This window comes from Streptomyces sp. NPDC007901, from assembly GCF_042959465.1.
In the GTDB taxonomy this organism is placed as follows: domain Bacteria; phylum Actinomycetota; class Actinomycetes; order Streptomycetales; family Streptomycetaceae; genus Streptomyces.
Genome location: NZ_JBIBKW010000011.1, coordinates 94,567 through 120,052 on the forward strand (window position 1 = coordinate 94,567; position 25,486 = coordinate 120,052).

Genomic DNA, 25,486 nt, shown 5'->3' on the forward strand with positions numbered 1-25,486 from the left:
GTCCTTGGCGAGGGAGGTGTCGAGGCTGCGCCGCACCAGCCATTAATGTGGCTAGCCATATAATTAATTGGCTAGCCACACACATCGACCGACCGCTCGCTCAGGTGAACAGTCCGCCGCCGTCCACGGTCAGGATCTGGCCGGTCAGCGCCTCGGCGGCCGCGCTCGCCAGGAAGCCGACGGTGGCCGACACGTCCTCGGGCGTGAGCGCGCGAGGCAGCGCCTGCCCTGCCTGGGACGCCTCGAAGGCCTCGTCCGGCTGATAGGCGGTGGACGCGGTCCGGGTCGGACCGGGCGGCAGCGACCGGGTGAGCCCGATCAGTGCGCCCTTGCCGGTCACGTACGCCGGCAGGTCCGGGCTCGACGGCTTCCAGAAGGTGTGACGATGTGCACGATCCGGCCGAAGCCGCGCTCAGGCATCCCGGCCGCGGCGGGATCACGGTAGCGCCATATAGCTTGCGTAGGCAAACAATCTGCTGGTCGGGGCGGAGCGGCCCCCACCGCGCTGCGGCCCCCGGGACGGCCGGGTGAACCGGCCTCCAACACCCCCTGCGACTAAGGTATTCCCGGCTCCGGGAGCACCCCGGGCGCCGACTTTCCGCCCCCCCACCGCCGGCCAGACGAGGAGCCCCATGCCAGCCGCGAAGCCCGACCCGGTGATGCCTCGTCCCACCCTCGTCGAGCGCGCCCCGGTCAGCTTCGGGCTCTTCGCCCTCTCCCGCGAGCTGCACGGCTACGGCGCCGAACTCCTCCTGCGGCTCGGCCTGCACCCCGGCCAGGAACTGATCCTCATGCGCCTGTTCGACCGGGACGGCCAGACCCAGGCCGAGCTGCAGCAGGCGGTCGGGCTCGACCACTCCACGGTCTCGCGGTCGATCCGCCGCATGGAGGACGCCGGCCTGGTCTCCCGGGCCCGCGCCGAGCACGACCGCCGGGCCTTCATCGTCTCCCTCACCGGCGACGGCGAGGCGCTGCGCCGGCCGATCGCCGAGGTCTGGGCCACCCTCGACGGCCTCGCCACCGAGGCCCTGCGCCGGGCCAAGGGCGCCGACTTCCTCACCGCTGTCGCGGAACTGGAACGCGCCTACGCCACGGCCCGCCGCGGCTGAACCGCCGCCCGCCGGGTCGGGCTACGTCACACGGCTCCCCCTCCCCGCCGCCAAGAATCCGCAAAACACGCAGGTGGCGCCGCACACATGCACTGAGCTCATGGGTTACTTCATTTCCAGGCATTGGACGTATGCGTACGAGGCGGCCGAGGCTTGCGGAAGCCACGGAGCACAGCCGGACGCGACAAGGAGCCGATCATGAAGACCCAGTGGAACGCCGCCGAGGGGCGTGTCGAGACGACCGCCCGGGGCCGTGCGGTGCTCTCCCAGCCCCGCCTCAACCGGGGCACCGCCTTCACCCCGGAGGAACGGCGGTCGCTGGGTCTGGTCGGCCTGGTGCCGCCGGCGGTGCTGACCCTGGAGCAGCAGGCCGAACGGGCCTACCGGCAGTACGCGGCGCAACCCACCGACCTGGCCAAGAACGTCAACCTCACCGCGCTGCACGACCGCAACCAGGTGCTCTTCTACCGGCTGCTCGGCGACCACCTCGACGAGATGCTGCCCATCGTCTACACCCCCACCGTCGGCAGGGCGATCCAGCGCTACAGCTACGAGTACCGGCGTCCGGCCGGGGTCTACCTGTCGGTGGGCGCCCCGGAGGAGATCGAGGGCGCGCTCACCGCCGCAGGACTGGGCCCGGACGAGGTCGACCTGATCGTCGCCACCGACGGCGAGGCGATCCTCGGCATCGGCGACTGGGGCGTGGGCGGCATCGACATCTCGGTGGGCAAGCTCGCCGTCTACACGGCCGCGGCCGGCATCGACCCGAACCGCACCCTGGCGGTCATGCTGGACGTCGGCACCAACCGCCAGGAACTCCTCGACAGCCCGTTCTACCTCGGCAACCGGCACCCGCGCGTGGACCGGGAGACCTACGACGCCTTCATCGACGCCTATGTCACCACCGCCCGCCGGCTCTTCCCGGACGCCCTGCTGCACTGGGAGGACTTCGGCCCCGCCAACGCCCGCCGGATCCTGGACCGCTACCGTCCGCACGAGTTCACCTTCAACGACGACGTCCAGGGCACCGGTGCCGTGAACCTCGCCGCCGTGCTGTCCGGGGTGAAGGCCAGCGGGATCGCGCTGCGCGATCACCGTGTGGTCATCTTCGGCGCGGGCACGGCCGGGATGGGCATCGCCGACCAGCTGCGGGACGCCATGGTCGCCGACGGGCTGACCGCCGAGGAGGCCACCGCCCGGATCTTCGGTGTCGACCGGTACGGCCTGCTCACCGCGGACCAGGCGGAGCTGCGCGACTTCCAGGTCCGCTACGCCCGTCCGGCCGCCGAGGTCGCCGACTGGCACCGGGACGAGAAGGTCGGCGGCATCGCGCTGGCCGAGGTGGTCGAGCGGGTGCGCCCGACCGTCCTGATCGGCACGTCCGGCCAGGGCGGCGCCTTCACCGAGGACCTCGTCCGCGCGATGGCCGCACACACGGACCGCCCGATCATCCTGCCGATGTCCAACCCGACGGACCTGGCCGAGGCCGTCCCCGCCGACCTGCTGGCCTGGACGGAGGGCCGCGCCCTGATCGCCACCGGCAGCCCGTTCCGGCCGGTCGAGCAGGACGGGGTGGTGTACCGGATCGGGCAGGCCAACAACGCGCTGGTCTTCCCGGGCCTCGGGCTCGGCGCGATCGTCTCCCGGGCCACCCGGGTCACCGACGCCATGCTGGCCGCCGCCGCGCACGCCGTCGCCTCCCAGACCGACGCCACCTCCCCGGGCGCGCCGATCCTCCCGCTCACCGGCCAGCTCCGCGAGACCTCCGTCGCCGTCGCCGTCGCCGTCGCCCACGCCGCGGCAGCGGACGGCGTGGCCCGCACGACCGTCGACGACACCATCGAGAACCGGGTGCGCACGGCCATGTGGGAGCCGGTGTACCCGCCGATCAAGGGCATCTGATCCCCGCAACCCGTGCCCACCGCCGCCCATACCCCCAGCACCTGACTCCACCCCGTCCGATGCGGCGGGAGAATAGGTTCATGGATCTTCAAGTGCTGCGCTCCTTCCAGGCCGTGGCCGAAGGGGTGACCGTCACCGAGGCCGCGGCGGCGGCGCACATCACGCAGCCGGCGCTGTCCCGGGCGCTGAACCGGCTGGAGGCGGAGGTCGGGGCGGAGCTGTTCCAGCGGGTGGGGCGGGTGCTGCGACCGACGCCGGCCGGGCGGGTGTTCAAGGAGTACGTCGACTCGGTGCTCGACGGTTACGACCGGGGCCGGCGGGCCGTGGCCGAGGTCGTCGACCCCGACACGGGTGTGGTGTCGCTGGCCTTTCTGCACACGCTGGGCACCTGGCTGGTACCGAAGCTGGTCACGGGTTTCCGGCAGCGGTTCCCCGCCGTCCGGTTCGAACTGCACCAGGCGGACGAGAACGGTCTCGCCCAGCACCTCCTGGACGCCACCGCGGACCTGATCATCACCGGCAAGGACCCCGGCCACCCGCTCATCGCCTGGCATCGGCTCCTGGTCGAGCCCCTCTGGCTCGCCGTCCCGGCCCGGCACCGGCTCGCGCAGCGCCGACGGGTCCGGCTGGCCGAGGTGTCCGGCGAGCAGTTCATCGTGCTGAAGCCCGGCTACGGCCTGCGCAGCGTCACCGAGACCCTGTGCCACCAGGCCGGGTTCAGTCCGCTCGTCGGCTTCGAGGGCGAGGAGGTGGAGACCCTGCGCGGCCTGGTCGCGGCCGGCCTCGGCGTCTCCCTGATCCCGGCCGCGCCGGAGGCCGCGGCGGCCCCGGAGACCAACCCGGACCTGCCCATCCGCTACCTCAGCCTCACCGACGTCCGGGCCGCCCGCGACATCGGCATCGCCCGCCTGTCCTCCCGCACCCTCCCGCCGGCCGCCCGGCGCTTCGCCGACCACGCCGCGCAGACGGCGACCGGACCGGAAGGGGCACCCGCACCGCACGTCTGAGCACCGCCGCAACAAGTCGTCACCATGAGCACCCACACACGACGGGCACGCCCGTCATCGGCCCCTTTCGGGTGGGCCCCCCGGCAACCCGCGATCCCCAGCAGTTGCGCCGGGCGGTGACCTCCAGCTTCCTGGGGAGCGTCATCGAGTACTACGACTTCCTGCTCTACTCACCGCGGCGGCAGTGGTCTTCCCGCACGTCTTCCTTCTCCGACCTCAGCCCGTGGCCGCCACCCTCGCCGGCTTCACCACCTTCGCCACCGGCTATCTGGCCAGGCCGGTGGTGACGATGCCCCTCATGGGCGTCGCCAGCTTCCTCATCGGCGTCCTGCCCGCCTACGGCCGGGCCGGCACGCCGGTCCCAGGGCGTGGCGGTGGGCGGTGGGCGGTGGGCGGTGGGCGGTGAGTGGCGGCGCGGACTGTGGGCGAGCTTCACCAACGCCGGGGCCGCCTTCGGCATGGCGGTCTGCACGGTCGTCATGTCGACGACGTCCCTGCTCAGCGTGGTGCTGCTGGCCGTCGGCCTGTTCATCCGGGTGCGCGTCACCGAGACACCGGTGTTCGCCGAGGCGGAGAAGGAACAGCAGCACGTGGAGCGAGGGAAACGGCGTCCAGCCGCTCCCTCCCCCTGTTCGATGTGCTGCGCCATCACCCGCGGGTGCTGCTGCTGGGCATCGGCGTCGGCCTGTCCGCGTTCGTCTTCCAGGGCACGGTGACCACGTACCTCATTTCCTACGCGGTCCAGGACGGCCTCGCGCGGCAGACGGTGCTCAACAGCCTCGCGGTGTCCTCCACCCTGGCGGTGGGCGTCTACGCCTCCGCCCTGTTCCCGCTGGTCGACACCGGCAGCACCGCGCTGCTCGTGCCGCGCTCGTGCTCGGCCAGTCGCTGCTGCACCCGATGATGTACGGCCCGCTCGCCGCGCTGTACACGGAGTTGTTCTCCACCCGGAGCCGCTACACCGGCGCCTCCCTCGGCTACCAGATCGCGGGACTCGGCGCCGGCTTCGCCCCGCTGATCTTCACCGAGGTACAGGCCGACGCGGGCGACGGCGGGACGCTGCTGATCTCCGCGATCGTCGCCGCGTTCTGCCTGCTGACGGTGGTGTGCCTCGCCCTGGGCCGCCGCACTCCACCCGGCGGCCTCACCGGCGTGACCGGGCACGCGCCCCGCGGCTCAGATGACGCTGCGGACCGCCGTCTCGAACCCCTCCACGTGTCCCTGGGCCAGGGCCGCGGCCTTCTCCGCGTCGCCCTCGATGACGGCGCGCAGCAGGGGGCCGTGCTCGTGCACATGGCCGGCCAGGCCCGGGAGCCGGTCGAGGAACAGGCACCAGATGCGGGTGGCGAGGTTGTCGTACCTGATCAGGGTGTCTTCGAGGTAGGGGTTGCGGGTCGCGGCGTAGATGGCGCGGTGCAGGGTCATATCGAGCCGGATCAGGTCGGTGCCGGCGTCGGAGACGTCCGCCAGCCGGGCCAGCAGCCGGTCGAGGGCGGCGCGGTCGGCTTCACCGGCCCGCTGCGCCGCCAGGCCCGCGGCGAGGGGTTCCAGCTGTCTGCGGACCTCCGAGATGTGCCCGAGGTCGGCGATCTGCACCTCGGTGGCGAAGGTCCCGCGCCGGGGGTAGGCGACGATCAGACGCTCGTGTTCGAGGCGCTTGAGGGCCTCGCGGACCGGGGTGCGCCCGAAGCCGAGTTCGGCGGCGATCCGCTCGTCGTTGATGGGCTCCCCGGGGCGGATCCGGAGGGTCACCAGCCGGTCCGAGATGGCGCGATAGGCCTGGTCGGCCAGCGTTCCATCGCCCTGACCAGCACCTTGACCAGCACCTTGACCAGCGACGGTCGACGAAGTCACACCAAACCCTCCCTTGACGCGAGCCGATCCGTCCTCTTAGCGTATCGCAACAGCAGGTTGATATATCAGTCGCCTTCCAGCCGGTCTCCAGGTCTCCAGGGAGTTCTCATGACTGCCCACGCCCCCGACCAGCAAGCGGCCCGCTCCGCGGTGCTCAGCGCCGGGCTCGACGACTTCGACCCCGAGATCGCCACGGCGATCGACGCGGAACTGGCCCGGCAGCGCGGCACGCTGGAGATGATCGCGAGCGAGAACTTCGCGCCGCTCGCGGTCATGCAGGCCCAGGGCTCGGTCCTGACCAACAAGTACGCCGAGGGCTACCCGGGCCGCCGCTACTACGGCGGCTGCGAGCACGTCGACGTCATCGAGCAGATCGCGATCGACCGCATCAAGGCGCTGTTCGGAGCCGAGGCCGCGAACGTGCAGCCGCACTCCGGCGCCCAGGCCAACGCCGCCGTCATGGCCGCCCTGCTGCAGCCCGGCGACACGATCCTCGGCCTGGACCTGGCCCACGGCGGCCACCTCACCCACGGCATGCGGCTCAACTTCTCCGGCCGCCTGTACAAGGTGGCGGCCTACCAGGTCGGCGAGGACGACCACCGCATCGACATGGCCCAGGTCCGCAAGCTCGCCCACGAGCACCGGCCGAAGCTGATCGTGGCCGGCTGGTCGGCCTACCCCCGCCACCTGGACTTCGCGGAGTTCCGCCGGATCGCCGACGAGGTCGACGCCTACCTGATGGTCGACATGGCGCACTTCGCGGGCCTGGTCGCGGCCGGCCTGCACCCCTCCCCCGTACCGCACGCGCACGTGGTGACCACGACCACCCACAAGACGCTCGGCGGTCCCCGCGGCGGCGTGATCCTGTCCACCGCCGAACTCGCCAAGAAGATCAACTCGTCCGTCTTCCCCGGTCAGCAGGGCGGCCCCCTCGAACACGTCGTCGCGGCGAAGGCCGTGGCGTTCAAGATGGCCGCGCAGCCGGAGTTCGCCGAGCGGCAGGCCCGCACCCTGGAAGGTGCCGCGATCCTGGCCGAGCGGCTGCTGGCCGAGGACACGAGGGCGGCCGGGGTGAGCGTGCTGACCGGCGGCACCGACGTCCACCTGGTCCTGGTCGACCTGCGCCACTCCGAACTCGACGGCAAGCAGGCCGAGGACCGGCTGCACCGGGTCGGCATCACCGTCAACCGCAACGCCGTCCCCTTCGACCCGCGCCCGCCGATGGTCAGCTCCGGGGTCCGCATCGGCACCCCCGCCCTGGCCGCGCGCGGCTTCGGCAGGGAGGAGTTCACCGAGGTCGCCGACATCGTCGCCACGGCCTTCCTGCCCGGCTTCGACGACCGGGGCGCCGCCGAACTGCGCCGCCGCGTCCAGCTCCTCACCGACCGCTTCCCGCTCTACCCCAGCGTCCCCACCACCCCCGCCGACCCCGCCGACCCGCGGCCCGTGGCCGAGGAGGCCGCTCAGTGATGCACCGCGACACCGCCCCCGCCACGCCCGGCGACGTCCTCCCCGACCACCCCGAGTTCCTGTGGCGCAACCCCGACCCCAAGCGGTCGTACGACGTCGTCATCGTCGGCGGCGGCGGGCACGGCCTGGCCACCGCCTACTACCTGGCGAAGAACCACGGCATCACCAACGTCGCCGTGCTGGAGAAGGGCTGGCTCGCGGGCGGCAACATGGCCCGCAACACCACGATCATCCGTTCCAACTACCTCTGGGACGAGAGCTCCGGCATCTACGAGCACTCCCTCAAGCTCTGGGAGACCCTCGAAGAGGACCTCGACTACCCGATCCTCTTCAGCCAGCGCGGTGTGCTCAACCTGGCCCACACCCTCCAGGACATCCGCGACAGCAAGCGCCGGGTCTACGCCAACCAGCTCAACGGCATCGACGCCGAGTGGCTGGAGCCGGAGGACGTCGCCAAGGTCTGTCCGATCGTCAACATCTCGCCCGACGTGCGCTATCCGGTGCTCGGCGCGACGTACCAGCCGCGCGCCGGTATCGCCAAGCACGACTACGTGGCCTGGGGTTTCGCCCGCAAGGCCGACGCGTACGGCATCGACCTGATCCAGGACTGCGAGGTCACCGGCCTCGACATCGTCGACGGCCGGGTGCGTGGCGTACAGACCACGCGCGGCCCGATCGCGGCCGGGAAGGTCGCGCTGGCGGCGGCCGGGCACTCCTCCGTGCTCGCGGCCATGGCCGGGCTGCGGCTGCCGCTGCAGAGCCACCCCCTGCAGGCGCTGGTCTCGGAGCTCCTCGAACCCGTCCACCCGACCGTGGTGATGTCGAACGCCGTGCACGTGTACGTCTCGCAGGCGCACAAGGGCGAGCTGGTGATGGGCGCCGGCATCGACAGCTACAACGGCTACGGCCAGCGCGGCGCCTTCCACATCCTGGAGCGTCAGATGGCCGCCGCCCTCGAGCTGTTCCCCGTCTTCGCCCGCGCCCACATGCTGCGCACCTGGGCCGGCATCGTCGACACCACCCCGGACGCGTCCCCCATCGTCGGCCTGACGCCGGTCGAGGACCTCTACCTCAACTGCGGCTGGGGCACCGGCGGTTTCAAGGCCACCCCGGGCGTCGGCTGGTGCTTCGCGCACACCGTCGCCACCGGCGCACCGCACCCCTACAACGCGCCCTTCACCCTCGACCGCTTCACCACCGGTGCCCTGGTCGACGAGCACGGCGCCGCCGCCGTGGCCCACTGAGCGAGGAGTACCGGCATGCAGCTCATCACCTGCCCCTGGTGCGGTGACCGCGAGGAGATCGAGTTCCACTACGGCGGTCAGGCGCACGTCGCCTACCCCGAGGACCCCTACGCGCTCGACGACGAGCAGTGGGCCCAGTACGTCTTCTTCCGCGACAACCCCAAGGGCCCCTTCGCCGAACGCTGGGTGCACGCGGCCGGCTGCCGCCGCTGGTTCAACGCCGTGCGCGACACGGTCACCCACGAGTTCCTCTCCGTGTCCGCGCCGCGGGCGAAGGACCAGGAGGCCACCCGATGAACACCCCCTTCCGCGCCCCCGGCCACGGCCACGTCGACCGCGCCACCGCCCTCTCCTTCACCTTCGACGGCACCGCCTACACCGGCCACCCCGGCGACACCCTCGCCTCCGCCCTGCTGGCCAACGGCGTCCACCACGTGGCCGACAGCATCAAGTACGGCCGCCCGCGCGGCTTCCTGGCCGCCGGAGCCGAGGAACCCAACGCGCTCGTCCAGATCGAGTTCCCCTTCCCCGAGCCCATGCTCACCGCCACCACCGTCGAGCTGTACGACGGCCTGGTCGCCCGGGGCCTGTCCGGCCAGGGCAGGCTGAGCACCGAACCGGACACCGCCCGCTACGACACCCTGCACGCCCACTGCGACCTCTTGGTCGTCGGCGCGGGCCCGGCGGGGCTGGCCACCACCCTGGCCGCCGCCCGGACCGGCGCCCGCGTGATCCTCGTCGACGAACTCCCGCAGCCTGGCGGTTCGTTGCTCGGCAGCCAGGAACTCATCGCCGGCGCACCGGCCACGGAATGGGTCAGCGGCGTCCTCGCGGAACTCGACGACCGCGCGGACGTACAGGTCCTGTCGCGCACCACCGCCTTCGGCCACTACGACGACGGACTCGTCCTCGCCCTGGAGAAGCGCACCGACCACCTCGGCGCGGCGGCGCCCGCCCACGTCTCCCGGCAGCGGATCTGGCGGATCCGCTCCCGGCAGGTCGTGTACGCCACCGGCGCCTACGAGCGTCCGGTCGCCTTCGACAACAACGACCGGCCCGGGATCATGCTGGCCGGCTCGGCCCGCACCTACCTCAACCGCTTCGGCGTCCTGCCCGGTTCGCGGGCCGTCGTCTTCACCACGAACGACAGCGCCTACCCGACCGCGCTCGAACTCGCCGACGCGGGCGTGCGGATCGCCGCGGTGGTCGACGTACGCGAACAGGTGCCGGAGCACTGGCGCACCGCCTGCGCCGAACGCGGCATCGGCATCCGGGCGGGCCAGGTCGTCACCGGCACCAGCGGCATCGAGCGGGTCACCCGGGCCCATGTCGCGCCCTTCGGCGAAGGGAACCTCGGCGAGCGGCACGGCATCGACTGCGACCTGCTGCTGGTCTCCGGCGGCTGGAACCCCGCGGTGGCCCTGTTCAGCCAGGCCCGCGGCACCCTCCGCTACGACGCCGGGATCGGCGCCTTCGTCCCCGCCGACGCACCCGATGCCGTCCGTACGGCGGGGGCGGCCGGCGGCACCTTCACCCTGTCCGGCTGCCTCGCGGACGGCGTGGACGCGGCCCGGCAGGCCCTGTCGGCGATCGGCAGGACCGGCCCGGAGGTCGCCCTCCCGGCCACCGCAGCGCTCCCGGACGGTGCGCCCGCCCAGGTGCTCTGGCGGGTGCCGAGCCCCCCGGACGGTCACGACGACCAGGACGGCGCGCTCCAGTTCGTCGACCTGCAGCGCGACGCGGCCGTCTCGGACGTCCTGCGGGCGACCGGTGCGGGCCTGCGCTCGGTGGAGCACGTCAAGCGGTACACCACCATCGGCACCGCCCACGACCAGGGCCGTACCTCGGGCGTGATGACCTCGGGCATCGTCGCCGAGGCGCTGGGCGTGGACGTCGCCGACCTCGGCACCACCCGCTACCGGCCACCGGCCGTGCCGGTCTCCTTCGCCGCCCTCGCGGGCCGCAACCGCGGCGAGCTCTTCGACCCGGTCCGGGTGACGGCGATCCACCCCTGGCATGTCGCGCACGGCGCCCTGTTCGAGAACGTCGGCCAGTGGAAGCGTCCCTGGTACTTCCCGCGGGCCGGGGAGACCATGGAGGAGGCCGTGCTGCGCGAGTGCCGGGCCGCCCGCACCGGCGTCGCGATGATGGACGGCTCCACCCTCGGCAAGATCAATGTGCAGGGTCCGGACGCCGGCGTGCTGCTGGACCGGCTCTACACGAACCTGATGAGCACCCTCAAGGTGGGCCGGGTCCGCTACGGCGTGATGTGCGGCGTCGACGGCATGGCGATCGACGACGGCACGGTGATCCGGGTGGCCGAGCAGGAGTTCCTGCTCACCACGACCACCGGCAACGCGGCCAAGGTCCTGGAGTGGATGGAGGAGTGGCTGCAGACGGAGTGGCCCGACCTGCGGGTGCACCTCACCTCCGTCACCGAGCACTGGGTGACGATCCCCCTGGTCGGCCCTCGCTCCCGCGACGTGCTGGCCCTGGTGGCGCCGGGCCTCGACGTGGGCAACGACGCCTTCCCCTTCATGTCCTGGCAGGACACCACCGTCGCCGGAGTGGCGGCCCGGGTCTGCCGGATCAGCTTCTCCGGTGAGCTCGCCTACGAGATCAACGTGCCCGCCTGGTACGGCATCACGGTGTGGGAGGCCCTGCACGCGGCCGGCGACGAGTTCGGCCTCACCCCGTACGGCACCGAGACGATGCACGTGCTGCGCGCCGAGAAGGCCTACCCGATCATCGGGCAGGACACCGACGGCACCATCACCCCGCAGGACCTGGGCATGTCCTGGGTGGTGTCGAAGAAGAAGCCGGACTTCGTCGGCAAGCGGTCCTTCAGCCGCGCGGAGAACCAGCGTGAGGACCGCAAGCAGCTGGTGGGCCTGCTGCCGGCCGACGAACGCGTGCTGCTCCCCGAGGGCGCCCAGATCATCGCCACCAGCGACATCCCGGAGCCCCCGGTGCCGATGCTGGGCCATGTCACCTCCAGCTACCGCAGCGACGCCCTCCGGCGGACGTTCGCCCTGGCCCTGGTGCGCTCGGGAACGCGGCGCATCGGCGAGACCCTCTATGTGCCCCTGGACGGCCGGACCGTCCCGGTGACCGTGACCGACCCCGTGCTCTTCGACAAGGAGGGAGCTCGCCGTGACGGTTGAGACGCCCGCCCGCTTCAGCCCGCTGTCCGAGTGGCACGACACCCTGGCCCGGCTGCCGGCCGGCATCGAGGTACGGGAACTGCCCTTCCTGACCCACCTCACCCTCCGTCTGGAGCCGGGCGGCACCGCGGCGCGAGCCGTCGAGTCCTGCCTGGGCGTCACCCTGCCCGGCCCCCTGCGCGCCGAGCAGTCCGGCGACGTCGAGGTGCTGTGGATGGGCCCGGACGAATGGCTGCTGATCGCTCCGGAGGGCCGCCAGGACGACCTCCTCGCGCGACTGCGGTCGGCGATCGGCGACGCGTTCGCCACCGTCACCGACGTCTCGGCCCAGCGCACCACCCTGGCCCTGTCCGGCGACCTCGTCCGCACGGTGCTGGCCCAGGGCTGCGCCCTCGACCTGGACCCCAGGATCACCCCGTCCGGCTCCTGCCCCACCACACTGCTGGCCCAGGCCCCGGTGACCCTCCTGGTGCGCGGCGAGACCCCCTGCGACCTCCGGCTCCTTGTCCGCGCCTCGTTCGCCCCCTACCTGGCCGCCTGGCTCACCGACGCCTGCACGGAGTACCGGGGAAACGACGGATGAGCATCAGCGAGGCCCGGAGGCCGGGGCTCCGCGCCACCCCCTACAACCCCACGATCGAGTTCCACCGCTTGGCGAAGTCCACCCGTTCCTTCGAGGTGATGTCGCGGGCGATGGCGAGGCGCTTGCGCATCGCCGTGTTCGGGAAGATCAGGGGGTTGTCGGCGAGGGCCGCGGTGTCCTTGTCCTGGGAGTCGGCGAGGACCTGCTGGGCGGCCGGGACGGGGCAGACGTAGTTGACCCAGGCTGCCAGCTCGGCGGCGACCTCCGGCTCGTAGTAGTAGTCGATGAGACGTTCCGCGTTGGCCTTGTGGGCGGCGCGGTCCGGGATCATCAGGGAGTCCGACCACAGCTCCGCGCCCTCCTCGGGGACGACGAAGCGGATGTCGGGGTTGTCGGCCTGGAGCTGGATGACATCGCCTGAGTACGCCTGGCAGGCCAGGACATCCCCGCTGACCAGGTCCTTCGTGTAGTCGTTGCCGGTGAAGCGGCGGATCTGGCCCCGGTCGACCTGCTGCTGCACCTCGTCGCAGACTTCGTAGAAGTCGTCGGCCGTCCACTTGGTGATGTCCACGCCGTTGCCCTGCATCAGCAGCGCGAACGCCTCGTCGAGGCCGGAGAGCAGGGTCACCCGGCCCTTGAGGTCGCTCGCCCACAGGTCCTTGACGTGCCGGATCTCGCGGCCCAGCTTCCTGCGGTTGTAGGCGATGCCGGTGATGCCCGACTGCCAGGGCACGGTGTAGAGGCGGCCCGGGTCGAAGGCGGGCGTGCGGAGCAGCGGATCCAGGTACTTCGCGACGTTCGGCTGGTGGGCGCGGTCCATCTTCTGCACCCAGCCCAGGCGGACGAACCGCGCGCACATCCAGTCGCTGATGACGATGATGTCCCGGCCGGTGGACTGGTGGTTCATCAGCGCCGGGCTGATCTTGCCGAAGAACTCGTCGTTGTCGTTGATCTCCTCGATGTAGTCGACGGAGATCCCGGTGCGCTTCTCGAAGGCGTCGAGGGTGGGCCGCTTGTTCGGGTTGTCGTCGTCGACGTCGATGTACAGCGGCCAGTTCGCGAAGACCAGCCGGTGGTCCCGGGCGGACAGGTCGGTCACGGTGCGGTCGCCGGCCTTCACGTAGGCGGCGGGCACCCCGCAGCCGGCCAGCGCGCCCAGCGCGGCGGTGCCGCCGAGCGCGCGCAGCAGGGAACGGCGGGAGAGCGCGGGCGTTCGAGGAGGATTCTGGGGCACCACTGCAGCATGCCGCCGATGCCGGTGATCGGACAATCGACGCTGCGTCGAGCGCCCCGACGCGGACCGGACACCTTGTCGACGACCCAAGTCAACACCGGGTTACAACGGCGGTCACCGGCGGCAGGGCCACCTCGACGGTGAGTCCTCCCGCGAGGTGCGGGTGCGCCCGCACCCGGCCGCCGTGGGCCGCGACGACCGCCGCCGCGATGGACATCCCGAGGCCGAGACCGTCCCGTTTCCGTACCCGGTCCTCCGCCCCGAGCCGCCGGAACGGCCGGAACAGCTCCGCCGCCCGGCCGCGTCCACCCCCGTCCACACCCGCACCCAGCCGCCCTCCGGGAGGTTGTGCCGTACGGCGTTGTCGGTGAGGTTGGCCACCAGCCGCTCCAGCAGCTGCGGATCCCCGAGCACCGGCGCCGGATCGAGCCGCGCCGCCACCCGCTCCCCGGCCGGCAGCAGCTCCTTCACCACCTCCGCGAGGTCCACCAACTCCCCTCTTTCCAGCCCCCGCTGACTGCGCGCCAGCGTCAACAGGGCCTCGATCAGCCGCTCCTGCTCCTGTCCCGCCGCCCGCACCCCGACCAGCGCGGCGCGCAGCCGCTGCCGACGAAGCCCGGCAAGCCCAAAACCGCGGAGAAGGGCCTGCAGCAGTCCACGGGCCAGGAACCGGGCCTGACCACTTCGGGGGCCAGACGGCAAAGCGCTGCCCGGGAGAACCTTCCGGTCCCGGGCAGCGCCACTTACCCAGGGGCGCGGGGCTGTGCCGATGTGCGGCTCCGCCGCGTGGGCGCGACCAGCACCCACGCACCCGCACCCGAACTCAGCCCTCCAACGACGTCATCACGTGCTTGACTCGCGTGTAGTCCTCGAACCCGTACCCGGACAGGTCCTTGCCGTACCCCGACTTCTTGAAGCCACCGTGCGGCATCTCCGCGACCAGCGGAATGTGCGTGTTGATCCACACGCACCCGAAGTCCAGCTTCTTGGACATCCGCATCGCACGCCCGTGGTCCTTGGTCCACACGGAGGACGCCAGCGCGTAGTCGACGCCGTTGGCCCACTCCACGGCCTGGTCCTCGTCCGTGAAGGACTGGACGGTGATGACCGGCCCGAAGACCTCGTTCTGGATGATCTCGTCGTCCTGCTTCAGCCCGGAGACGACGGTCGGCGCGTAGAAGTACCCCTTGTCACCGACCCGCTGACCACCGGCCTCGACCTTGGCGTGGGCGGGCAGCCGCTCGATGAAGCCGGCGACCTGCTTCAGCTGGTTGGGGTTGTTCAACGGTCCGAACAGCACGTCCTCGTCGTCCGGCTGGCCCGTCTTCGTCTCGGCCGCGGCCTTCGCGAGGGCCGCCACGAACTCGTCGTGGATGGACTCCTGCACGAGCACCCGGGTCGCCGCCGTACAGTCCTGGCCGGCGTTGAAGTAGCCCGCCACGGAGATGTCCTCGACGGCCTTGGCGATGTCCGTGTCCTCGAAGACGACGACCGGCGCCTTGCCGCCCAGCTCCAGGTGGACCCGCTTGAGGTCCTTGGACGCGGACTCGGCGACCTGCATGCCGGCGCGCACGGAGCCGGTGATGGAGGCCATCGCCGGGACCGGGTGCTCGACCATGAGGCGGCCGGTGTCGCGGTCACCCGTGACGACGTTGAAGACACCCTTGGGCAGGATCCCGCCGAGGATCTCGGCGATCAGGACGGTCGACGCCGGGGTGGTGTCCGACGGCTTCAGCACGACCGTGTTGCCCGCGGCGATCGCCGGCGCGAACTTCCACACGGCCATCATCATCGGGTAGTTCCAGGGCGCGACCTGCGCGCAGACGCCGACCGGCTCGCGGCGGACGATGGAGGTCATCCCCTCCATGTACTCGCCGGCCGAGCGGCCCTCCAGCATCCGGGCCGCACCGGCGAAGAACCGGATCTGGTCGACCATCGGCGGGATCTCCTCGGAGCGGGTGAGCCCGGTCGGCTTGCCGGTGTTCTCCACCTCCGCCGCGATGAGTTCCTCGGCCCGCTCCTCGAACGCGTCCGCGATCTTCAGCAGGGCCTTCTGGCGCTCCGACGGGGTGGTGTCGCGCCAGCCGGGGAAGGCCGCGGCCGCGGCCGCCATCGCGGCGTCGACGTCCGCTTCCCCGGACAGCGGCGCGGTCGCGTACGCCTCGCCGGTGGCGGGGTTGACCACCTCGGTGGTCCGCCCGTCGGCGGCGTCCCGGAACTCACCGTCGATGTAATTGCGCAGACGACGCAGCTCGGTGCTCACTGCCGGCCCTCCAAGTTCGGGTGTCCATTGACTGAGACACCCACAGTAATCCGCGTTCCCACGTTTTCAACACCCCCGCGGCCGCCATGTCTGCGAAATCCGCAATCCCAGCCACCTCAAACAACGAATTTCATCGATACGGCCTTGCGGAACCGTCGAGACGTCGTGCACAGTGAGGTCGTGGCCAGTCGAAGCGCAGACCAGAGGGACTCCTCCCGCGAGTCCAGGAGCGGCACCCCCCAGCTGGATGCCGTCTCCCTCGCCATCATCCAGCAGCTGCAGGAGGACGGCCGCCGGCCGTACGCCGCGATCGGCAAGGCCGTCGGCCTGTCGGAGGCGGCCGTGCGCCAGCGCGTCCAGAAGCTGCTGGACCAGGGCGTCATGCAGATCGTCGCCGTCACGGACCCGCTCACCGTGGGCTTCCGCCGGCAAGCGATGGTCGGCATCAACGTCGAGGGCGATGTCGAGTCGATCGCGGACGCGCTGAGCGCCATGTCGGAAGTCGAGTACGTGGTGATGACCGCGGGCTCGTTCGACATCCTCGCGGAGATCGTCTGCGAGGACGACGACCACCTGCTGGACGTCATCAACAAACGCATCCGGGCACTGCCCGGCGTGCGCTCCACCGAAAGCTTCGTCTATCTGAAGCTGAAGAAGCAGACCTACATGTGGGGAACCCGATAACCGTGACCCAGAAGGACCTCAGCCGCACCGCGTACGACCACCTGTGGATGCACTTCACCCGCATGTCCTCGTACGAGCACTCCCCCGTCCCGACCATCGTCCGGGGTGAGGGCACCTACATCTACGACGACAAGGGCAAGCGCTACCTCGACGGTCTCGCGGGGCTGTTCGTGGTCCAGGCCGGTCACGGCCGCACGGAGCTCGCCGAGACCGCCTTCAAGCAGGCCCAGGAGCTGGCCTTCTTCCCGGTGTGGTCGTACGCCCACCCGAAGGCCGTCGAGCTGGCCGAGCGCCTCGCCGACTACGCGCCGGGCGACCTGAACAAGGTCTTCTTCACCACCGGCGGCGGCGAGGCCGTGGAGACCGCCTGGAAGCTGGCCAAGCAGTACTTCAAGCTGCAGGGCAAGCCGACCAAGTACAAGGTCATCTCCCGCGCGGTCGCCTACCACGGCACCCCGCAGGGCGCCCTGTCCATCACCGGCCTGCCGGGCCTGAAGGCCCCCTTCGAGCCGCTGGTCCCCGGCGCGCACAAGGTGCCGAACACCAACATCTACCGCGCCCCGCTCTTCGGCGACGACCCGGAGGCCTTCGGCCGCTGGGCCGCCGACCAGATCGAGCAGGAGATCCTCTTCGAGGGCGCCGACACGGTCGCGGCCGTCTTCCTGGAGCCGGTCCAGAACGCGGGCGGCTGCTTCCCGCCCCCGCCCGGCTACTTCCAGCGGGTCCGCGAGATCTGCGACAAGTACGACGTGCTGCTCGTGTCGGACGAGGTCATCTGCGCCTTCGGCCGCCTGGGCACGATGTTCGCCTGCGACAAGTTCGGCTACGTCCCGGACATGATCACCTGCGCCAAGGGCATGACCTCGGGCTACTCCCCGATCGGCGCCTGCATCGTCTCCGACAAGATCGCCGAGCCGTTCTACAAGGGCGACAACACCTTCCTGCACGGCTACACCTTCGGCGGCCACCCGGTCTCCGCGGCCGTCGGCCTCGCCAACCTCGACCTGTTCGAGCGCGAGAACCTCAACCAGCACGTCCTCGACAACGAGGGTGCCTTCCTCTCCACCCTGCAGAAGCTGCACGACCTGCCGATCGTCGGCGACGTCCGCGGCAACGGCTTCTTCTACGGCATCGAGCTGGTCAAGGACAAGGCGACCAAGGAGTCCTTCAACGACGAGGAGACCGAGCGCGTCCTGTACGGCTTCCTCTCGAAGGCCCTGTTCGAGAACGGCCTGTACTGCCGTGCCGACGACCGCGGCGACCCGGTCGTCCAGCTCGCCCCGCCGCTGATCTCCAACCAGGAGACCTTCGACGAGATCGAGCAGATCCTGCGCGCCACGCTGACGGAGGCCTGGACGAAGCTCTGAGCCTCGTACCACCGAGTGCCACTGAGTACTCCGAGTACCTCTGATCAGCTGATCAACACCGGCCCCGGTGCCGTCCGTTCGAGTGAGAACGGCGGCCCGGGGCCGTGTGCTGTCCGGGCTCCGCCCGCCCTCCCGCCTAGCGTGCACGTGACCGATCGGCCCAGCCTTCGTTCCCCCGGACGTGGGAAGGCACGGCAAAACGGATCAGAACCGAGGTGTACGCGCATGGAGGCCCCGCCGGACAACGACGTGCTGTGGGCACGCTCCCTGCACTTCCGCCACCAGGACGGCTCGCCGGGCATCGTCGGCATCTCGCTGGGCGTGCGGGAGGGCGAGATCCTCGCCGTCAGCGGCCCGCGCGGCAGCGGCAAGACCACGCTGCTGAGGTGCCTGGCCGGTCTGACCCCGGCGCAGGGCGGCGAGGTCTGGTTCAACAGCACGGCCGTGCACCGGATGGGCCCGCTCACCCGGGAACGGCTGCGCCGCGACCGCTTCGGCTGGATCGACCCGGCCCCGGTCCTCGTCCCCGAGCTGAACGTCTGGGAGAACACGGCGCTGCCCCTGATGCTGCGCGGCACCGGCCGCCGCCGGGCCAAGGTGGCCGCGCTGGAGTGGCTGGAACGCCTGGACGTGGGCGACAGGGCCCGCAGCCGCCCGGCCGAACTCCAGCAGGCCGAACGCCAGCGCGTCTCCATCGCCCGCGCCCTCGCGCCCGCCCCCACGATCCTCTTCGCGGACGAGCCGACGGCCCCCCTGCACCGCGCGGACCGCGCGCACGTCCTGCGCACGCTCACCACGGCGGCCCGCTCGCACGGCATCACGGTCGTCCTCGCCACGCACGACGCGGAGACGGCGGCCCTGGCCGACCGCCGGGTCTCCCTGCTGGACGGCCGCCGGGTGAAGACCGTCCACCTGCCGCCGGTCACCGAGACGGAGGGCCGGGCCGAGTGCTCGCTCTCCGTCTGACCCGAGTCGCCCACCCGGCCGTCCACCTGCGCCGCCTCCTGGTGGCGACGGCGGCCGCCGGCACGGGCTTCCTGCTGCTGTCCGCGCTCGGCTACGCGCTGGCCCACCCGGGGAACCCGACGGGGGCGCTGCTGCGCCTGTCCTGGTGCGCGATCCCGCTCGCCGCCACGGTGTACTTCGCGGTCGCCGTCGCCCGCACCGACCCCGGCACCAGGCCCCGCCCCGGCCTCTCCGCCTTCGGCCTGGGCCCGGCCCGGCTGATGGCCATCGCCGCCCTGAACACGGGCCTCGCCTGCGTCCTGGGCTCCCTGCTGGCCCTCCTGGTCTTCCTCCACCTCCGGGGCGACCTCACCGGCATGCCCTTCGACGGCGCCGCCAAGGACTTCCTGGCAGCGGACAGGTCCCTGCCCCTCCCGGCGGCCCTGACCCTCCTGACCGTCCCCCCGGTACTCGCCTCCGCCGCCGTGGCCCTGACCCTCCGCCCCCGGGACCTCCCCCACCCGGCGGGCCGCCGTGCGTACGGCCGCTTCGGCGCGTACGGCACGGGAACCCCCGGGGAGACCTTCGGCGCCTACGGCCGCTTCGGCGCCCGCCTCTTCAAACGCCCGACCCGTCCCGCCGACGCCGACGCAGCCGACGACGGCGCCCAGGCTTCCCCGCAGGACACCCCCTCCGCCCCACAGGACGTCCCGGTGACCGCGGAGGACCAGGTACCCGCCCCTCCCGTACCCACCCAACCCCCCACCGGCCTCCCCTGGGGCATCGCCGTCCTCGCCGCCGGTCTCGCCGTCGAGTCCTACGCCGGCACCACCGAGGCCACCCCCCGGACCACCCTCCCCGGCGGCCTCGTCGTGGGCCCCGCCGGCGTCCTGGCCGGCTGGTCGCTCACCGCCCTCGGCCTGGTCCTCGCCGCCCCCGGTCTCACCCACCTCTGCGGCCGGCTCCTGCAGACCGCCCGCCCCGGCGCCCGCCGCCTCCTCGCCGGCCGCGTCCTGATGGCGGAGGCCACGAGGATCGGCCGCCCCCTCGGTGTCGTCTGCGCGGTCGCCTCAGCGGCCTTCGCGGCCGACACGCTCTACGGCTACGACGGCGCCGCCCCCGCCTTCGGCCCGCTCACCGCCCTCGGCGGCCTGGTGGTCGCCGGCTGCACGGTGGCCACCCTCCTCACCGCGGCCGTGGAGGCCCGCCAGTCCCGCGCCGACACCACCGAGGCCCTGCTCCGGCTGGGCGCCCCGGCCACGGTGCTGCGCGGTGCGGCCGCCCTGCGCGCCGGCGCCCTGCTGGCCCTCTTCGGCCCCCTCACCCTCTTGATCGCCGACCTCGCCGCACTGCCGCTCGCCCCCTGAGAGGCCGTACGAAGAAATCCGGCAACCGCCGATGACTTTCGCGGCACCCCCCGGTCTAACCCCCCGAACAGCACGTCACACCCGAGGGAGAGGCCCCCATGTACCAGCAGATGATCTTCGTGAACCTGGCCACCGACGACGTCGCCGCGTCGCGGAAGTTCTTCACGGAGCTGGGCTACACGATCAACCCGCAGTTCAGCACCGACGACTGCTCCTGTGTCGTGATCAGCGACACGATCTTCGCGATGCTGCTCGGCAAGCAGCGCTACGCCGACTTCACCAAGAAGGAGATCGCCGACTCCCGGAAGACCAGCGAGGTGCTGATCTGCCTGAGCGCGGAGAGCCGCGAGAAGGTCGACGAGCTGGTGGAGAAGGCGGTCGCGGCCGGCGGCACCGCGAACGACGACGTCCAGGACCACGGTTTCATGTACGGCCGCTCCTTCGACGACCTCGACGGCCACTCCTGGGAGGTCATGTGGATGGACCCGGCGGCCGTGCAGGGCTGACACCTAGAGTGGGCGGGTGCATCCGACACCCGCCCAGCCGCACCCCGCCCAGCCGCGGCCCACGCGGCCCCACCGTGCCGCCCGCGACCGTGAGATCGAGTCGCTCGCCGAGTTCGACGAGGTGGTCGCCGCGCACGGGACGCTCGCGCAGTACCGGCTCCAGGCCGTCGATCTGACGGCCCGTACAGACGTCCTGCTGGCCACCGACACCACCGGCGCCGTCTTCCTCGGCTGCCCGATGTCCCCCGAGGCCACCGCCCGGGTGGGCGCGTCCGGCGCCCTGGTGTTCCCGCCGGTCCCGGACCTCCCCTTCGACCCCTACCGCGCCTTCGTCTACACGCCCGACGAGTTGTTCGAGTCGCTCGCCGAGGGCTACGAGGCGACCCCGGACGCCCGCTCGTACGCCTGGTTCCAGCGGACCAGGTCGGACGGCGACATATTCGCCTCGATGCTCCGCTCGATCCACGACGACGCGGTCTCCGACGCACTCGACGAACTCCTCGCCGGCGCCCGGGTGGTGGGCGTGATGGGCGGGCACGCCATGGCGCGCGGCACGGACGCGTACGCCGGTGCCGCCCGGCTGGGCCGCGAACTCGCGCGCGCCGGGTACACGGTGGCGACCGGCGGCGGCCCGGGCGCGATGGAGGCGGCGAACCTCGGCGCGTACGCGGCCCCCTTCGACGACGGGATGCTGGAGGAGGCGCTCCGGCTCCTCGCCAAGACCCCGTCGTTCCGGCCGTCGGTCACCGACTGGGCCCGCGCCGCCTTCGAGGTCCGCGAGCGCTGGCCGGACGGCGGTCCCTCGGTCGGCATCCCCACCTGGTTCTACGGCCATGAGCCGCCGAACGCCTTCGCCGCGCACATCGCCAAGTACTTCGCCAACGCCACCCGCGAGGACGGCCTGCTGGCCCGTTCCAACGCCGGCGTGGTGTTCCTGCCGGGCGCGGCCGGGACCGTCCAGGAGATCTTCGACAACGCGACGCCCAACTACTACGAGTCGCGGGGCGAACCGACCCCGATGGTGCTCGTGGACGAGGCGCACTGGAGCGAGAAGCTGCCGGCCTGGCCGTTGCTGACCTCGCTCGCCGGGGAGCGCGCGATGGCGTCCCGTATCGCCCTGGTTGACCGGATCGAGCAAGCTTCACACGCGGTGAAACGTCTCAGCACTTAATAAGTAGGCAAAGTCAACGCCCGTGGACCGCATATGCATTGACACTACTTACGGAGCGCTTATACACCTGTGAGCCTCTTGGGAATGCTGATGCCTCGCCTCACCGTCGCGTCAACTTCCCCTCAGCCCCCCGCAGTTATGCACTCAGTAAGGACAAATGTGTCCATATCCCGCCGCAGTGCACGTCGTTCCGTGCGCATCCTGGGTGTCGCCGCCGCGTCGGCCGCGCTGACGCTGGGCGTCTCCGGCTCCGCCCTCGCGTGCACCATCTCCGACTTCTCCGCCGAGGCCACCTGCGACGGCGCCCAGGGCTCCATCGTCGTCACCAACACGGACGCCTCCGGTAAGTCGGCCACCATCACCGTCTTCCTCGAGAACAACGGCGCCGACGCGAAGCAGGTCGGCGAGGCCCAGACCGTCAAGGGCTCCAAGGAAGGTACGAAGGTCACCTTCTCCGAGGACTGGAAGCCGAACGCGGAGTACCGGGTCCATGTGGTCGTCGACACCGACAAGATCAAGATCGACAAGGACATCACGCCCAACCTGACCACCCCCTCCACCGCGTGCACCACGGAGGAGAGCTCCAGCCCGTCCCCGTCGGATTCGGCCACGCCGTCGCCGTCGGCGTCGGAGTCCACCCCGGCCGAGTCGGACTCCCCGGCCCCGTCGGAGTCGGAGAGCAGCACCGCCCCGGCCGGCACGTCGAGCAACGCCCCGTCCCCGGCGGTCGGCGAGTCGAACCTCGCCGAGACCGGTGCCAACTCCAACACCGGTCTGATCGCCGGTATCGCCGCCGCGCTGGTCGCGGTCGGCGGCGGCGCCGTCTGGTTCGGTATGCGCCGTCGCGGTGCCCACAGCGGCAGCTGACGTACTTCCCCGAGCAACACCGTCACGCCAGCACCGCCGGCACCACCCAGCACACCGTCGAGGCCCGTCCCCGTATCCCCGGGGGACGGGCCTCGGCCGTTTCCCGGGGTCTCAGTCCAGTACGACGGTCTCCGCCGCGTCGAACTCCACGCCCACCGCGTCCCCCGCCTCCGGGGCCTCCCGCAGCGCACAGGCCGCCTCCAGCCGGGGGCCGCCGTCCTGGGGCTGGAGGTGGACGGTGACATGGGTGCCCTGGAAGGTGCGGGCGGCCACCGTGCAGGGCAGCCCCGTGTCGGCCGCCACCAGCCGTACACCGGCGGGCCGGACCAGCAGCGTATGCGTCCCCTCGGGCGCGTCCCCGGGCACCGGCAGCTTCCCCCACGGCGTCACCGCGACCGCTCCCTCGACGGTCGCCGGGACCACGTTGCCGAAGCCGAGGAAGCGGGCCACGAACGCGTCGGCGGGCCGCTGCCACACCTCCAGGGGCGTGCCGGACTGGGCGATCCGGCCGTCCCGCATCACCACCACCCGGTCGGCCAGCGCGAACGCCTCGCCCTGGTCGTGGGTCACGGCGAGCACGGTCGTACCCAACCGCGCGAACAGCTCGCGGAGTTCGACCACCAGCCGCTCCCGCAGCGAGCGGTCGAGCTGCCCGAGGGGTTCGTCGAGCATCAGCAGCCGGGGCCGGGGCGCCAGCGCGCGGGCCAGCGCCACCCGCTGCTGCTCACCGCCGGAGAGCCCGGCGACGGCCCGCCGGGCCGCCCCCGGAAGCCCCACCAGTTCCAGCAACTCGCCCACCTGCTCGGCCTGTTGCGCACGGCCGGCGCCCCGCATCCGGAGCCCGAACGCCACGTTCCCGCCCACGTCCCGCTGCGGAAACAGCTGATGGTCCTGGAACATCAGCCCGACCTCCCGCCGGTGCGCCGGCACCCGCGTCTGGTCCCGGCCGTCGAGCAACACCCGCCCAACGTCCAGCGGTTGCAGCCCCGCCACCGCCCTGAGCAGCGTCGACTTGCCGCTCCCGCTCGGGCCGAGCACGCACACCACCTCGTGCTCGGCGACCTCGAGACCGACGGCGTCGAGCACGGCCCGCCCGCCGAACCGCACAGTGGCCCGCTCCAGTTCGAGAAGGGACATCAGAACTCCCCCGTCCGGTCCGTCCGCAGCCGTTCGAGCACCAGCAGCGCCACCGCGCACACCACCATCAGAATCGTGGAAAGGGCCATCGCCTGGCCGTAGTTGAGATCACCGGGGCGGGACAGCAGCCGGGCCACCGCGACCGGCAGCGTCGGGTTGTCGGGGCGTGCGATGAACACGGTCGCCCCGAACTCCCCCAGCGACACCGCGAAGGCGAAGCCCGCCGCGATCAGCAGCGCCCGCCGCACCAACGGCAGATCGACCTCCCGCCACACCCGCCACGGCGAGGCCCCGAGCACGGCCGCCGCCTCCCGCAGCCGCTCGTCCACGGCCCGCAGCACGGGCAGCATGGTCCGTACGACGAAGGGCACGCCGACCAGCGCCTGTGCCAGCGGGACGAGGATCCACGACTGGCGCAGATCCAGCGGCGGCCTGTCGAGCGCGATCAGGAACCCGAAGCCGACGGTCACGGCCGACACGCCCAGCGGCAGCATCAGCAGCGCGTCGAACCCCCGTACCAGCCGCCCCGCGTCCCGCTGGGCCAGCGCGGCGGCGGCGAGCCCGCCGATCACCAGGGCGATCGCGGTGGCGGCGACCGCGTACTGCAGGGAGTTGACCACCGACTCGATCGGCGCGACCAGGAAGGTGCCGCCGTCGGCGTCGCCCAGCGCCCGGTAGTACCCGAACCCCCCGTCGAGCGACCGCCGTACCAGCACGGCCAGCGGCAGCACGAGGAGGACGGCGACGGTGGCGAGGACCCCGCCGAGCAGCGCCCACTGCCCGGTCCCGCGCGGCCGGCGCGCGGTCACCTCCGGGGCGACCAGGCGCAGCGCGCTCTCCCGCCGCCGTACCGTCCACGCGTGCACGGCGAGGATCGCGCCGACCGCGACGAACTGCACGATCGTGAGGACGGCGGCCGTGGAGAGGTCGAAGATCTCCGACGTCTGCCGGTAGATCTCCACTTCCAGGGTGGAGAAGGTGGGGCCGCCGAGGATCTGCACCACACCGAAGGAGGTGAAGGTGAACAGGAAGACCATCAGCGCGGCGGCGGCCACGGCGGGCGCGAGCGCGGGCAGGGTGACCTTCCGCCAGGCACCCAGCGGCGAGGCGCCGAGCATCCGCGCGGCCTCCTCCTGCCGCGGGTCCAGCTGCGCCCAGAGCCCGCCCACGGTCCGTACGACCACGGCGTAGTTGAAGAAGACATGCGCCAGCAGGATGGCCCAGACGGTGGTGTCCAGTCGTACGCCCCACAGCTCGTCGAGCAGTCCGCCGCGCCCGACGAGCGCCAGGAAGGCGGTCCCGACCACCACCGTCGGCAGCACGAAGGGGACCGTCACCACGGCCCGCAGCACCTGCTTGCCCGGGAAGTCCAGGCGGGCGAAGACATAGGCGGCGGGCAGCGCGACCAGCAGGGTGAGCGCGGTGGAGGCGAGCGCCTGCAAGGTGGTGAACCAGAGCACGTGCCGGATGTCGGACTGGCCGAGGACGTCGGCGATCCGCCCGAACCGCCAGGCCCCGTCGGCCTTCAGACCGCGGGTGACGATCGCCGCGACCGGCCAGGCGAAGAAGACGCCGAAGAACGCGACGGGCACGAGCATCAGCCCGAGCCGCG

At 71.8% G+C, this 25,486-nt stretch carries 22 protein-coding genes and 1 pseudogene; 16 read left to right on the forward strand and 7 right to left on the reverse strand.

Features of this window, described 5'->3' with window-relative positions; genetic code table 11:
* Positions 1-100: 100 nt before the first annotated feature.
* Complete coding sequence (locus ACFZDK_RS31925) at positions 101-340, reverse strand: SDR family oxidoreductase (RefSeq protein WP_390977394.1); 240 nt, start codon at positions 338-340, stop codon at positions 101-103.
* A gap of 292 nt (positions 341-632) precedes the next feature.
* Here ACFZDK_RS31925 and ACFZDK_RS31930 point away from each other — a divergent pair, with 292 nt between their 5' ends.
* The 5 genes from ACFZDK_RS31930 to ACFZDK_RS31950 all read left to right on the forward strand — a co-directional run bounded on the left by ACFZDK_RS31930 (position 633) and on the right by ACFZDK_RS31950 (position 4,922).
* Positions 633-1,109 carry a MarR family transcriptional regulator gene (locus ACFZDK_RS31930; RefSeq protein WP_390977395.1) on the forward strand — a complete coding sequence of 159 codons (477 nt, stop codon included), beginning with the start codon at positions 633-635 and terminating at the stop codon, positions 1,107-1,109.
* Between the two features lie 198 nt (positions 1,110-1,307).
* Positions 1,308-3,011, forward strand: a complete 1,704-nt coding sequence (locus ACFZDK_RS31935) for an oxaloacetate-decarboxylating malate dehydrogenase (protein WP_390977396.1) — start codon at positions 1,308-1,310, stop codon at positions 3,009-3,011.
* Between the two features lie 80 nt (positions 3,012-3,091).
* Complete coding sequence (locus ACFZDK_RS31940; RefSeq protein ID WP_390977397.1) at positions 3,092-4,018, forward strand: LysR substrate-binding domain-containing protein; 927 nt, start codon at positions 3,092-3,094, stop codon at positions 4,016-4,018.
* A 223-nt stretch (positions 4,019-4,241) separates the two neighbouring features.
* The gene (locus ACFZDK_RS31945) at positions 4,242-4,424 is read left to right on the forward strand and encodes a hypothetical protein (protein WP_390977398.1); all 183 of its coding nucleotides are present in this window, start codon (positions 4,242-4,244) and stop codon (positions 4,422-4,424) included.
* Between the two features lie 231 nt (positions 4,425-4,655).
* Positions 4,656-4,922, forward strand: a complete 267-nt coding sequence (locus tag ACFZDK_RS31950) for a hypothetical protein (protein WP_390977399.1) — start codon at positions 4,656-4,658, stop codon at positions 4,920-4,922.
* 272 nt (positions 4,923-5,194) lie between these two features.
* Here ACFZDK_RS31950 and ACFZDK_RS31955 read toward each other — a convergent pair whose 3' ends face one another.
* Positions 5,195-5,872: an FCD domain-containing protein gene (locus ACFZDK_RS31955; RefSeq protein ID WP_390977400.1), complete on the reverse strand. Its 678-nt coding sequence runs from the start codon at positions 5,870-5,872 to the stop codon at positions 5,195-5,197.
* A 108-nt stretch (positions 5,873-5,980) separates the two neighbouring features.
* Here ACFZDK_RS31955 and glyA point away from each other — a divergent pair, with 108 nt between their 5' ends.
* From glyA to ACFZDK_RS31975, 4 genes and pseudogenes are all read left to right on the forward strand, one after another.
* Entirely contained in the window at positions 5,981-7,342 is a 1,362-nt protein-coding gene (glyA, locus tag ACFZDK_RS31960; RefSeq protein ID WP_390977401.1) for a serine hydroxymethyltransferase, read from the forward strand.
* A complete protein-coding gene (locus ACFZDK_RS31965; protein WP_390977402.1) occupies positions 7,342-8,586 on the forward strand; it encodes a sarcosine oxidase subunit beta family protein in 1,245 nt (414 codons plus the stop codon). Before glyA ends, ACFZDK_RS31965 begins: the two co-directional genes overlap by 1 nt.
* 15 nt (positions 8,587-8,601) lie before the next feature.
* Positions 8,602-11,750: pseudogene (locus ACFZDK_RS31970) on the forward strand (sarcosine oxidase subunit delta family protein).
* Positions 11,740-12,333 carry a sarcosine oxidase subunit gamma family protein gene (locus tag ACFZDK_RS31975; RefSeq protein ID WP_390977403.1) on the forward strand — a complete coding sequence of 198 codons (594 nt, stop codon included), beginning with the start codon at positions 11,740-11,742 and terminating at the stop codon, positions 12,331-12,333. The pseudogene ACFZDK_RS31970 and the gene ACFZDK_RS31975 overlap by 11 nt, the downstream one beginning before the upstream one ends.
* 40 nt (positions 12,334-12,373) lie before the next feature.
* On the opposite strand, the gene ACFZDK_RS31980 is transcribed toward ACFZDK_RS31975, so the two are convergent.
* The 3 genes from ACFZDK_RS31980 to ACFZDK_RS31990 form a co-directional block, all read right to left on the reverse strand.
* Positions 12,374-13,567, reverse strand: coding sequence for an extracellular solute-binding protein (locus ACFZDK_RS31980; protein WP_390977404.1), 1,194 nt, complete (start codon positions 13,565-13,567; stop codon positions 12,374-12,376).
* Positions 13,568-13,658: 91 nt separating this feature from the next.
* Complete coding sequence (locus ACFZDK_RS31985; RefSeq protein WP_390977405.1) at positions 13,659-14,384, reverse strand: ATP-binding protein; 726 nt, start codon at positions 14,382-14,384, stop codon at positions 13,659-13,661.
* A gap of 6 nt (positions 14,385-14,390) precedes the next feature.
* Complete coding sequence (locus ACFZDK_RS31990) at positions 14,391-15,830, reverse strand: aminobutyraldehyde dehydrogenase (protein WP_390977406.1); 1,440 nt, start codon at positions 15,828-15,830, stop codon at positions 14,391-14,393.
* A gap of 165 nt (positions 15,831-15,995) precedes the next feature.
* Here ACFZDK_RS31990 and ACFZDK_RS31995 point away from each other — a divergent pair, with 165 nt between their 5' ends.
* The 7 genes from ACFZDK_RS31995 to ACFZDK_RS32025 all read left to right on the forward strand — a co-directional run bounded on the left by ACFZDK_RS31995 (position 15,996) and on the right by ACFZDK_RS32025 (position 22,737).
* Positions 15,996-16,514, forward strand: a complete 519-nt coding sequence (locus ACFZDK_RS31995; RefSeq protein WP_390977608.1) for an Lrp/AsnC ligand binding domain-containing protein — start codon at positions 15,996-15,998, stop codon at positions 16,512-16,514.
* Entirely contained in the window at positions 16,499-17,881 is a 1,383-nt protein-coding gene (locus tag ACFZDK_RS32000) for an aspartate aminotransferase family protein (RefSeq protein WP_355720480.1), read from the forward strand. Before ACFZDK_RS31995 ends, ACFZDK_RS32000 begins: the two co-directional genes overlap by 16 nt.
* A gap of 225 nt (positions 17,882-18,106) precedes the next feature.
* Complete coding sequence (locus tag ACFZDK_RS32005) at positions 18,107-18,847, forward strand: ATP-binding cassette domain-containing protein (RefSeq protein ID WP_390977407.1); 741 nt, start codon at positions 18,107-18,109, stop codon at positions 18,845-18,847.
* Positions 18,829-20,193 carry a hypothetical protein gene (locus ACFZDK_RS32010; protein ID WP_390977408.1) on the forward strand — a complete coding sequence of 455 codons (1,365 nt, stop codon included), beginning with the start codon at positions 18,829-18,831 and terminating at the stop codon, positions 20,191-20,193. The genes ACFZDK_RS32005 and ACFZDK_RS32010 overlap by 19 nt, the downstream gene beginning before the upstream one ends.
* Before the next feature lie 98 nt (positions 20,194-20,291).
* On the forward strand, positions 20,292-20,699 hold the full coding sequence (locus ACFZDK_RS32015; protein ID WP_390977409.1) for a VOC family protein: 408 nt from the start codon (positions 20,292-20,294) through the stop codon (positions 20,697-20,699).
* 16 nt (positions 20,700-20,715) lie between these two features.
* Entirely contained in the window at positions 20,716-21,870 is a 1,155-nt protein-coding gene (locus ACFZDK_RS32020; RefSeq protein WP_390977410.1) for an LOG family protein, read from the forward strand.
* A gap of 192 nt (positions 21,871-22,062) precedes the next feature.
* Positions 22,063-22,737: an LAETG motif-containing sortase-dependent surface protein gene (locus ACFZDK_RS32025; RefSeq protein ID WP_390977411.1), complete on the forward strand. Its 675-nt coding sequence runs from the start codon at positions 22,063-22,065 to the stop codon at positions 22,735-22,737.
* Positions 22,738-22,848: 111 nt separating this feature from the next.
* Here ACFZDK_RS32025 and ACFZDK_RS32030 read toward each other — a convergent pair whose 3' ends face one another.
* Both ACFZDK_RS32030 and ACFZDK_RS32035 read right to left on the reverse strand, forming a co-directional pair.
* Positions 22,849-23,874, reverse strand: coding sequence for an ATP-binding cassette domain-containing protein (locus ACFZDK_RS32030; RefSeq protein ID WP_390977412.1), 1,026 nt, complete (start codon positions 23,872-23,874; stop codon positions 22,849-22,851).
* Complete coding sequence (locus ACFZDK_RS32035; RefSeq protein WP_390977609.1) at positions 23,874-25,472, reverse strand: ABC transporter permease subunit; 1,599 nt, start codon at positions 25,470-25,472, stop codon at positions 23,874-23,876. The genes ACFZDK_RS32030 and ACFZDK_RS32035 overlap by 1 nt, the downstream gene beginning before the upstream one ends.
* Positions 25,473-25,486 lie beyond the last annotated feature (14 nt).

Coding starts and splice junctions, on each gene's coding strand:
- ACFZDK_RS31930 (WP_390977395.1), top strand. CDS start 633: ATGCCAGCCGCGAAGCCCGACCCGGTGATGCCTCGTCCCACCCTCGTC.
- ACFZDK_RS31935 (WP_390977396.1), top strand. CDS start 1,308: ATGAAGACCCAGTGGAACGCCGCCGAGGGGCGTGTCGAGACGACCGCC.
- ACFZDK_RS31940 (WP_390977397.1), top strand. CDS start 3,092: ATGGATCTTCAAGTGCTGCGCTCCTTCCAGGCCGTGGCCGAAGGGGTG.
- glyA (WP_390977401.1), top strand. CDS start 5,981: ATGACTGCCCACGCCCCCGACCAGCAAGCGGCCCGCTCCGCGGTGCTC.
- ACFZDK_RS31965 (WP_390977402.1), top strand. CDS start 7,342: ATGCACCGCGACACCGCCCCCGCCACGCCCGGCGACGTCCTCCCCGAC.
- ACFZDK_RS32005 (WP_390977407.1), top strand. CDS start 18,107: ATGGAGGCCCCGCCGGACAACGACGTGCTGTGGGCACGCTCCCTGCAC.
- ACFZDK_RS32015 (WP_390977409.1), top strand. CDS start 20,292: ATGTACCAGCAGATGATCTTCGTGAACCTGGCCACCGACGACGTCGCC.
- ACFZDK_RS32030 (WP_390977412.1), bottom strand. CDS start 23,874: ATGTCCCTTCTCGAACTGGAGCGGGCCACTGTGCGGTTCGGCGGGCGG.
- ACFZDK_RS32035 (WP_390977609.1), bottom strand. CDS start 25,472: ATGCTCGTGCCCGTCGCGTTCTTCGGCGTCTTCTTCGCCTGGCCGGTC.